The following is a 9110-nucleotide window of genomic DNA, read 5'->3' as shown; positions in this document are numbered from 1 at the left end:
CGGATGCTCAGCGGGGTTCGCTGAGGAAGTCGGTGAAGAGCTGGCAGACCGAGTCGGTCGCCTCGGCGGTGACCTCCTGGCGGAGGGAAGGATCACCGATCGCGAGGGCGCGAGAGGTGACGGCTGCGTCGAGAACCTCGATGACGGCCTGACGGGCGACGGTTTCCAGGCCGCTCGAGAGAGCGGATGCATCGTCCTGACGTCCGGGGATCCAGGGCTCGGGGGTGACGCGGAACGCCGTGGCGATCGCGCGCACCGTGGGACAGTCCGAGGCGGCACGCCAGTTGCAGGACCGGCAGCCGACGCCGAGGTAGCGATCGCCGATGTAGGTGGGCTTGAAGACCTGCTTCCAGATCTGCGTCGGGCGGTGCCAGTCGAGCACGGCCAGCAGCGCATCGAGCGCGTTCTCCTGCTCGCTGTCCCAGGCCGCGATGCGAGCTGCGGCGATCTTGGCGAGCAGCACAGTGCGGGTGGGGCTCTCGGGTGCCGGCGCGCGTCGGCCCTCGGCGCCTCCCTGGTAGATGCTGCCCACGATGAGATCCGTCATCTGGTCGACCATGATCGTCAGTTCCCTTCGGTCGTGCTGCAGCTGGTGAGCGTGGAGCGCAGCGCGGTGGCGTCTTCGGTAGGGACGGTGAGGTCGTAGCTGTCGAGGACCTGGACGAAGCCGATGGCGTAGCTGCAGTGGTAGCCGGACGCCGGCGGCATCCAGAGGGCGGGGCCTCGGTCGCTCTTGGACTGGTTGGCCGAGCCGTCGACGGCGGCAAGGTTGATGGCGTCGTTCGCGAACTGCTCGCGCCGCTCGTCGGTCCAATCGGCAGCGCCATTGCGCCAAGCCCAGGCCAGCGGGATGACGTGATCGATCTGAACGAGCTCGCTCGTACCCTGCCCTCGGGTGAAGGAGATCGTCGTCCCGGTGTATGGGTCATGCAGGGTGCCGGTCAGGATGACGCAGTCGCGGGTGCCGGGCTTGGTGGTCACTTCGACGAGGTCCCGGCGCAGGATGTCGTTGCGGGTGTCGCATCCGTTGCGGTCGACGTCAGCCCATCGCTGCCCGAAAGCGTCGCGGTTGTACGGGGTCTGCAGCGGTTCGGCGATCGTGAGCTGGTCGAGCTGCACGAGCGCCTGACCGGCCTCGGGGGTTAGCGCCGCCGGCGTACCGTCGTCTGGGCTGGGAGCAGCTGGGACAGCTGGTGCAGGAAAGACGGGAGAGCTGCCCGGCTGGAACGAGGGGAGTTCGCGTCCGGAGAGCATGAAGTATCCGATGACGAGCAAGACTAGGAGGACCGCGCCGGCTCCGAGGATGCGGCGGGCGCTACGGGTGAAGATGTTGCGCCCGGTGAGAATGCGGGTAGCGGTGCGGATGAGTGTGCGGTTCGTGGTCATGTCATCTCCTGGGGTGGTCTTCCTCGTCATATAGGCCCGATATCGGGTCCTTCGCGGACATCCGGAGGGGCGGGTGGATGGCGTCCCGCCCCTCCGGATGTTTCACCCGGCGAGAGCGGCCCCGATGGGCTTCTCGCCGAGGAGCGCGTCACCGAGATCGGCGACGGCCCGCTGGACGTTGGCGGCGGTAGCGCGGATGAGGTCGACGTCGCCGTCGGACCAGGAGGCGACGTACCCGATCGACCAGGCGGAGGTGTCGATGCCGAGCATGGAGCCCAGTGCGTAGGCGACCGACTCGGCTTCGGTTTCGATCTGACCGCGGTGCGCGATCGGGGTGGCGGTGTCCTCCGGCGTGTGGAGGGTGGCGTGCCCGGCCTCGTGGAGGAGAGTCTTGGCGCGCTGCGCGGGGGAGAGGGCGACGTTGACGCGCACCGCGCGGGTGTCGTAGCGGGTGTAGCCGTTCAGGCCCGGGGTGGCGATCTCCTCGAGCGCGACGTCCCAGCCGCGGCCGCGGAGGACCTCGGCGACCCGGTCGAAGATCCCGGCGTCGTCGTCGCCCTCGAGGAGCGTGACGGGCAGGTCATCGCCCTCGGTCTGCGAGATGTCGAAGACGCGCAGGATCGGGTAGCGGTTCCAGCTGCGGGTGTTCTCCTCGCCGGACTCTTCGTCGGTCTCCGTCACCGTCTTGCGGGAGAAGCCGAAGATCGACAGCGACTTCTGTCCCTTGATGACGTGGCGGCCGAGCTGCTCCCACTGGCGGTAGCCGAGGCAGATGGTGGCGGTGGGCAGCTGGGAGAGGATGAGCAGCTGGTTATTCAGGCTGCGGTTGCGGGCGACCCCGGAGAGCCGGAGGAACGACTTCCAGGCGTCGGAGTCGGCGAGGGCTGCGACCTGGGTGGTGAGTCGGTCGTGCAGGAGCTTGGCTTCCTCGGCGCGCTCCTCAGCGGTCCGGCGGGGGGCGCGGCGGGTCTTCGTGGTGGTCATGATGGGCCTTCCTCGGGCGAACAACTAGTGAATCTGACATTCATTAGAGTAAGCGGTGCCACCGACACTGTCAAGCGCCACGGCTGGAAGATCCGTTCTGGAGTCCGCGGCGCCGGTAGCGTTCTGTTCATGGCGCAGAAGATCATCCACCAGCTCGTCGACGACCTGGACGGTCAGGTCCTGGATCCGGACGATGGCGAGACCGTCCGTTTCGGCGTCGACGGGAAGTCGTACGAGATCGACCTGAGCGGCACCCACGCTGAGCAGCTGCACGGGGCGCTGCAGCCGTTCATCTCCGCGGCCCGTCGTGTCGGGGCATCGGCGAAGCCTGCGCGGCGTCGTGCGTCCGCAGATCTGGATGCGGTTCGCGCATGGGCGAGGGAGCAAGGGCATGCGGTGTCTGACCGCGGCCGGATCCCTCAGCAGGTGATGGACCTGTACACGCAGCGGGGTCAGTAGCCGCTACAGCAGCGAGGGGTGCACTCGGACGGTCTTCTGCTCGGCGTAGGGGCGTTGGGTCAGGGGGAGCCACCCGCCGTCGCTACGGTTCAGTAGACGGGGCGACCCGGCCCCGTCGACGGCGGTCATGTGGGGGCCAGCGTTCGTCCAGCAGTTCTGAGCTCGTGTCTCGTTCCACAGTGCCAGGCGTGCTTCACGGGGCAGGCAGGCTCGGTGAGTCCACCAGGCGCGTTTCTCTCCGAACGGTCCGAACTGGTGTCCTTCACTATGGGCGAGGGCGTCGTGCACGGCGCGGAAGACGTCGTTGGCGACCATGCGCCGGCGCTCTCCGGAAGGCATGGTGACCGTCACCATGGAGGCCATCGGGTGGTCCGGCGGCAGCGCGCCTTCGGTGTTCTGGGAGACGTCAGTTCGGAAGTAGCTGAGGTGCTTGTTGTCGCGGAGATCCGCGAGCATTGCCGCGGAGTCGCTGTAGGGCTGCTCCTGGTCGCCATGCCAGGGATCGAAGGTGTAGCCGGCGTCGACGAGCATGTCCCACTGCGCGGCGATGTGCTGGCGGAAGTATCGGTAGGACCGGGCTACGCGCGGATGCCGCGGCTCATGGGGTGCAGCGTCGTAGGCGCGAGCTGCAGCGATGTCGTCCTGCTCGGTCAGGTGAGGCATCCGCTGCCGGCGAGGGAATCCGTGCGTGTCGGCATAGTTCTGCCGGAGCATCTGGATCTCTTTGATCGGTGTGTGCCGGCGGTGATCCTCGGTCGCGTCGATGAACTCGACCCTCGCCGGTGCGGTCTCCGCTGTCGTGCCGAGTCGACGAGACAGGATGTCGACGGCTGCAGGCGGGAGCGGGTATGCCGACTGGACGGCGATCTCGAGGCGGCCGTCGTAGAGGCGTCCGCCCGGAACATCTGCAGCTCGCAGCGTCTCCAGAACGGACTCGACGCGCTCGTCGTCGACCGCGTCACCGGTGAAGGAGAGGACCTGGTCGGGACCGTCCGGGGTGAAGTATCCGGCCATGACGCCGTCCTGGTTGTACCTGCCGGCAACTTCGCCGGCCCAGGCGGTGATGTCCTCGAAGCGTTCGGCGCGGACAAGATAGGCGCCGGCTGGTTCCGACTCGCCCTCCCAGAGTCCCGCGGCGTTGCGAGCGTCGATGATCTCCACGCCGTGGCGCTCAGCCGACAGATGCATCGACTCGTCGTATTCGATCCACTCGTCGTTGTCGTAGTAGCTCGGTCGTGAGCTCATCCGCATGAGGTCGCCCGATTCGGGTCGGAAGGGGGTCGCGCCGATGAATGCCTGCAGGCGATCGTCGGCATCTTGCTCGCGCTTCTGCGCACGCCGTGCCCGCTGTCCGTCGGCGGTTGACGAGGGGCAGCGGCGTCCGCCGTGATCGATGTCGTCGCACATGGCGGTGCCCGTCAGATCTCGAAGAACAGACGGGCACGGGCGACGAGGCGTCTGGCGCTCATTGCCGCCCGCCCCATCGCGGAAGCTCAGAGGCCGCGGCCGCCGCCAGCGGAGCGGCAGCAGGCTCCGAGATGTGCACCGGCATCGTGCGTTTCGGCCTGCCCATCCGGACCAGCAGGTAGATCCACCCTGCGGGGACGAGGGCGACCAGGACGATGGCGCCGACGAGCATCAGGATGAACAGGTAGAGGATTCCGGCCCAGGTCCATCCCATCTGCTGGACGGCATCCGCGATCGCCGGCACGAACTCGCGGCCGATGATCATCCGTGCGACATCGCCGAAGAGGAGCAAGAGGAACCAGACGGTTCCGGTCAATGCGCACCGTGCGATCTGCAGCAGTGGTCGAGAGTTCTTGACGGGGAGTAAGGCCAGCATGGCGACGAGGGCAGTGATGGCGAAGACGATGCCGAAGATCCACTGCAGCAGGTAGGGGTACGCGAGCAACCCATCCGCTGCCATCCCGCAGGTCGTTCGCCGGAACGTCGCGAGGATGTTGAAGATGCTCGCGTCCTCGAAGTCACACGGCGGGATCACGACTGCTCCTCCGGGGCTTCCTCGGCCGGGAGCACTGTCGGCCGAGGCGTGATGATGAATCCCTCACCGGGCTCCCGATCAACGCGCACTGGGGGAATGGCGTGCTCGCCGTCGACGGGTGCCGTGTCCTTGACGAGCGTGAACAGCTCGGTGAACTCTTCGTTGCTGAGTGCCTGGACGGCGGTAGTGTCGTCGATGTCGATCGGCTTGCCGTTGACGGTGTAGATGCGGCCCATGGGGTTTCCTTCTCGGGTTTTCCGCGCTGGGTTCAGGCGGGGATGAGGTCGAACGCCTGGGCGTCGACATCGGGGGTGCGCTGGGTGGAGTTCCTGCGGTACACCTTCGCCGCGGTGACCGTGACGTGGTCGCGGCGGTGGATGGTGATCCGTGCGAGCTCGGCGAGTGATCCGTCGACGTGGACGTTCACGCCATGAGCGTCGCCGGTGTCGAGGTGGAAAGACACGTGAGCGCGGCGATCGGGCAGCAACCGGATGACGTTCGGCGGGGAGCTGACCGTTCCGACGAACACGGTGGTGTCGGTGGGTGCGGGTGCCTGGATGGTGGACATGATCTCTTCTCCTTTGTAGTGACCTGACGATCAGGGGGCTACAGCGGCGTTCGAGGATCGGACGTCGTTGGGGTCTCCTACGTCATATACGGAGTCCGGCGCCGGCGTCGCGGACATACGTTCGCGGGCGTCGAGTCGGACCATGGCACGGGCCACGCGGACCCGGGCGTCATCAAGCAGCGTGAGGGCTGCGTCGCGATCGTTGTTCTGGTCGACGTGATGTGCCATCGTGCGCAGCTGGTCGCCGAGGATGAACAGCTGCGAGCTCATGGTCACGTCGACGTCGACGTCGACGTCGACGGCGCGAGCGGCCTGACGATCGGCGGACTGCGCGAGATCGACGAGGGTCTCAGCCAGGTGTGAGCGACCGGACCCGATCGGAGTCCGCGACTCCTGGATGGTGGCGTGCCGCTGGAGAGTGATGCGCGGGGTCGTGGTCAGGGTGTGCATCAGTTCTCCAGGGATCCGGTCTCGAGGGTAGAAGGGGTGCTGGTGCGCTGCGGCAGTGTGGTGACGGTTGAGGGGCGCTTGACGACACTGGCGGTGAAGCCCGGCAGGGCACCCCAGGCCGCGGCGACCCGTTCGGCGACTGCCTCGTCATCACCGCTGTAGGGCGTCGTGGTGCTGTGGTCGGCGGTGTTAGTTATCACGACGCGGACGCTGCCCTGATCGCGGACGGTGAGGCTGGCCACCAGGAGAGGGTGGCGCCATACGTGCCCCTCGAGGATGAAGCTCGGCTGCAGCCCGATGGCTGCGGCGGGGTTGCGGATCGCCTGGTGTGCCCAGACGCTGACGGCGATGGCCATGCGCGGGCTGAATCCGACCAGGCGGGCGCCGTTGCGCTCGTCGAGCCCTGCGCGGACGTAGTAGTTCTCGTCGATAAGGATCGGAGTCGGGGGCAGCGCGTCCGGCGAGGGATCGGCGAGGTAGATGGTGAGCGCGGTTCGAGTCATGGCAGTAAGTCCTCAGCACCAGGCGGCGCGTATCGATCGTTCAGAGCTTCCGGTCGCGGATGCGACGGGCCCTCTGCGTCATATAGGCGCTGCAGCGGGGTCTTCGCGGACATCCCGGGTGCGGTAGCCAGTGATCTGGCGGAGGCTCCTTCCTCGAATAGTGAATCTGACATTCATTAGGATATCTCGATGAGGCGGGGCATGCAAGAGGGCCGGCGAGATCGCGCCGGCCCTCTTCGCGTGGGATCTGTCAATCGTCGGTGGGTGCGTCCTGCGCAGCTGCAGCTGTCGGAGCCTTGCTGACGAGCTTGGGGCGGGTGAGCACGGTCTGCTGGACGCCGTTGTACTCCTCGTGGTCCTTCACTGTTCCCGCGATGACGACCTGGTCGCCCTGGGTGACTTCCCACGCCCAGTTGGCGGCGGTGAACATCTTCGCGGCGATGCCGGCGCCCTCGACGATGACGAGCATGGTCGTCTTGGGGGTGTAGCCGTAGCTGCCGCTGAACGGCATGAGGCGGGTGATGGTGCCGGTGACAGTGATCTTCTCTCCCTTGTTGCCGGCGTAGCGGATCTGCGCCTGCTGGCGGGCCCGCTCCTCGGCCTCCGCCTTCCGCTGCGCGGTCGCACCGGTCATCCGCTCGTAGGCCGCGATCGCCGAGACTACGATGCCGAAGTGGCGGTGCTCGACGTGAGGTGCGCGCAGGCACACCAGGAGGTTGGTGACGTAGTCGCCGGCGCCATCCAGCCCCTCGAGCAGAGCCGCGATGATCGCGCGCGCCGTGGGGGCGGCATCGGGGATGTGCGGGGCGACGTCGCGCTGCAGCTCGCGATCGCCGCGAGAGGTCCCGAAGAGATAGCTGACGACCAGGTCGCGGGTGGAGGTGCGGCCGGTGGCGGATGCGGGCACCCAGCCGAAGAGGCGGCTGATCGCCCAGGCGGCGGCGATGATCGTCTCCGGCGAGTACTCCGGGCGCCCGGCGGAGAGTCCGCCGATGTGGTCCTCGAGCTGTTCGGAGATCTCGTCGACGCTGAGGAAGATCGGCTTGCCCTGCCAGCCGGTGAAGTCCTTGATGCAGGTGGAGCCGACCTGGACGGTCTGCCCGGTCTCGTCGTTGCGGACGAGGTAGGTGTAGCGACGGTTGGTGCGGATCGTGTTGCAGTGCTGGCAGCGGCCGGCGACCAGCTGGCTCCGGTCGACGCCGGACTCCTCGATACCGGGTGCGGTACGCAGGATGAAGTCGTGGCCGTCTGCCGTCTCGATGCTGTCTACGGCGGCGAGGAAGCTCCAGCCGTTGTAGCTGGGTGCTTCGCCGGTGATGCGGGCGTCGACGACGGTGCGGGTGCGGGGCAGGCCTGCTTCGTCGGTCTCGGTGACTTCGCGGGGTACGCCGGTGACCTCGAGGCGGCCGGTGAAGCCGCGCTTCGCTGCGCGGGTGTTGATCTTCGCGGCGCGCTCCTGTGTTGCGGCGAACTCTGCCGGGGTGAGGACCCAGGTGATGGTCTCAGTGCTCATGGTCTGTCTCCGCGGTCGAGGAGGTCGGAAGGGTGGGGATGAGGTCGGGGCGGTTCTCGTCGACCCAGCGGCTGATCGTGGCCCAGTCCGCCGCGCCGGCGGGATAGTTGGTGATCGTCTTGCCCATGGGATGTCCCTCGTGATGGTGGCCCTGCCGGCCCGCGACTGGTGCCGCGGGCCGGGGGTCTGTTAGCCGTAGACCAGCTCGCCGAGGGCGGCCAGCTGGATGATGGTGTCGGCGTCGTCGGAGCCGAGCTCCCCGCCGATGAACTCTTCGCGGGCGCGGTACTCGCGCAGCGTCGCCTTGGCGGCCGGGTGCTCCTTGGCGGCTTCGCGCAGCGCCTTGTGGATCATCGTGTCGGTGAGGACATGCGTGGCGCCGTTGGCCTCCTCGGTGACCGTGTACGTGCGGGCGTCGGTGTCGATGACGGCGCTGGATGTCCAGTAGCCGATGCCGTAGCCGGCCATCTCGATGATGATGTCGACGGTGTCGGTGTGAGCCTTCGTTGCCATGTCCTGCTCCCTGCTAATGAATCTGACATTCATTAGAATAGGGGAGATGCCAGACAACGTCAAGCCTTCGCCCCGAGTCGATTGCACCAGGTGCATCCGACGTCGGGGTGAGGCGAGCTGGATGCCCGCCTCACCCCCGCTGTGGTCAGGCGACCACGGAGTAGTCGAGCTGTCGCCACCGCGGGATGCGCACCCGCTGGCCGGTCTGCGCGATGCGGAGCGTGTCGCGCTCGTCGACCTCGAACACGGTCTCGGTCGTGGTCTGCAACTCGCCGCCGAATGTGAATGCGCTCGGGAAGCGGACCCGCGAGCCGCGACGCACTCGGGGCTTGGCCTCCGTGCGCTCGAGGTTCGCCCAGCTCTGCGCGCGCCAGGTGTTCGCGTTCTCCCAGTCGGTCGGGGTGAGCGCCTCGAGCACGGCACGCGACGGGTTCGCCGCGAACGGGAGGACGGTCTCGTCCATGTCTTTGTAGGTGAAGTTGTAGTAGCTGCTCGGCGAGACCGTGTACAGCACGACGAACGCGAACACCTCGCCGGCGTTCGGGTGCGGTTCGATGTAGCGGACGGCAGCGTAGTACTCGTACTGCCAGTCGCCGCACCCGGGTGTGAAGCCGGGAGCGCGCCGTGATGAGCTCGCGACGATCTCCGCCTGGGAGAAGTAGTTGGCGAAGTACTCGTCGAGCTTCTGACCAGCCGGCTTGTGAGTGGAAGTGGCGCCCATGGGGTCCTCCT

Annotated in this window: 14 protein-coding genes; 1 reads left to right on the top strand and 13 read right to left on the bottom strand. The window is 67.3% G+C overall.

Annotated features, from left to right (window positions below; genetic code table 11):
• Positions 1 to 7 precede the first annotated feature (7 nt).
• The 3 genes from CUR96_RS00185 to CUR96_RS00175 form a co-directional block, all read right to left on the bottom strand.
• The gene (locus CUR96_RS00185) at positions 8 to 547 is read right to left on the bottom strand and encodes a hypothetical protein (RefSeq protein WP_146008087.1); all 540 of its coding nucleotides are present in this window, start codon (positions 545 to 547) and stop codon (positions 8 to 10) included.
• A 17-nt stretch (positions 548 to 564) separates the two neighbouring features.
• A complete protein-coding gene (locus CUR96_RS00180; protein WP_245861037.1) occupies positions 565 to 1386 on the bottom strand; it encodes an HNH endonuclease family protein in 822 nt (273 codons plus the stop codon).
• 102 nt (positions 1387 to 1488) lie between these two features.
• The gene (locus CUR96_RS00175) at positions 1489 to 2370 is read right to left on the bottom strand and encodes an ArdC-like ssDNA-binding domain-containing protein (RefSeq protein ID WP_102191274.1); all 882 of its coding nucleotides are present in this window, start codon (positions 2368 to 2370) and stop codon (positions 1489 to 1491) included.
• Positions 2371 to 2499: 129 nt separating this feature from the next.
• Here CUR96_RS00175 and CUR96_RS00170 point away from each other — a divergent pair, with 129 nt between their 5' ends.
• Complete coding sequence (locus CUR96_RS00170; protein WP_102191273.1) at positions 2500 to 2829, top strand: histone-like nucleoid-structuring protein Lsr2; 330 nt, start codon at positions 2500 to 2502, stop codon at positions 2827 to 2829.
• Between the two features lie 3 nt (positions 2830 to 2832).
• Here the strand turns inward: CUR96_RS00170 and CUR96_RS00165 are convergent, their stop codons facing one another.
• The 10 genes from CUR96_RS00165 to CUR96_RS00125 all read right to left on the bottom strand — a co-directional run bounded on the left by CUR96_RS00165 (position 2833) and on the right by CUR96_RS00125 (position 9099).
• Positions 2833 to 4236, bottom strand: a complete 1404-nt coding sequence (locus CUR96_RS00165; RefSeq protein WP_102191272.1) for a hypothetical protein — start codon at positions 4234 to 4236, stop codon at positions 2833 to 2835.
• A 58-nt stretch (positions 4237 to 4294) separates the two neighbouring features.
• Positions 4295 to 4831 carry a hypothetical protein gene (locus tag CUR96_RS00160; protein WP_102191271.1) on the bottom strand — a complete coding sequence of 179 codons (537 nt, stop codon included), beginning with the start codon at positions 4829 to 4831 and terminating at the stop codon, positions 4295 to 4297.
• On the bottom strand, positions 4828 to 5067 hold the full coding sequence (locus tag CUR96_RS00155) for a hypothetical protein (RefSeq protein ID WP_102191270.1): 240 nt from the start codon (positions 5065 to 5067) through the stop codon (positions 4828 to 4830). The genes CUR96_RS00160 and CUR96_RS00155 overlap by 4 nt, the downstream gene beginning before the upstream one ends.
• A 32-nt stretch (positions 5068 to 5099) precedes the next feature.
• Positions 5100 to 5399 (bottom strand): hypothetical protein, encoded by a 300-nt coding sequence (locus CUR96_RS00150; protein WP_102191269.1) that lies wholly within the window; start codon positions 5397 to 5399, stop codon positions 5100 to 5102.
• Between the two features lie 30 nt (positions 5400 to 5429).
• Positions 5430 to 5849 carry a hypothetical protein gene (locus CUR96_RS00145; protein ID WP_102191268.1) on the bottom strand — a complete coding sequence of 140 codons (420 nt, stop codon included), beginning with the start codon at positions 5847 to 5849 and terminating at the stop codon, positions 5430 to 5432.
• Positions 5849 to 6352 (bottom strand): hypothetical protein, encoded by a 504-nt coding sequence (locus CUR96_RS00140; RefSeq protein WP_102191267.1) that lies wholly within the window; start codon positions 6350 to 6352, stop codon positions 5849 to 5851. Before CUR96_RS00140 ends, CUR96_RS00145 begins: the two co-directional genes overlap by 1 nt.
• 250 nt (positions 6353 to 6602) lie before the next feature.
• Positions 6603 to 7865: a hypothetical protein gene (locus CUR96_RS00135; protein ID WP_245861036.1), complete on the bottom strand. Its 1263-nt coding sequence runs from the start codon at positions 7863 to 7865 to the stop codon at positions 6603 to 6605.
• Positions 7855 to 7992 carry a hypothetical protein gene (locus CUR96_RS18520; protein WP_180968887.1) on the bottom strand — a complete coding sequence of 46 codons (138 nt, stop codon included), beginning with the start codon at positions 7990 to 7992 and terminating at the stop codon, positions 7855 to 7857. Before CUR96_RS18520 ends, CUR96_RS00135 begins: the two co-directional genes overlap by 11 nt.
• 62 nt (positions 7993 to 8054) lie before the next feature.
• Positions 8055 to 8378, bottom strand: a complete 324-nt coding sequence (locus tag CUR96_RS00130) for a hypothetical protein (RefSeq protein WP_102191266.1) — start codon at positions 8376 to 8378, stop codon at positions 8055 to 8057.
• A gap of 145 nt (positions 8379 to 8523) precedes the next feature.
• Positions 8524 to 9099 (bottom strand): DUF6927 domain-containing protein, encoded by a 576-nt coding sequence (locus CUR96_RS00125; protein ID WP_102191265.1) that lies wholly within the window; start codon positions 9097 to 9099, stop codon positions 8524 to 8526.
• Positions 9100 to 9110 lie beyond the last annotated feature (11 nt).

Origin of the sequence: Microbacterium aurantiacum (assembly GCF_002872075.1) — a bacterium.
GTDB lineage: Bacteria > Actinomycetota > Actinomycetes > Actinomycetales > Microbacteriaceae > Microbacterium > Microbacterium aurantiacum_A.
Note: the sequence above shows the minus strand (reverse complement) of the source record. Positions and strands in the feature narration are given on the sequence as shown.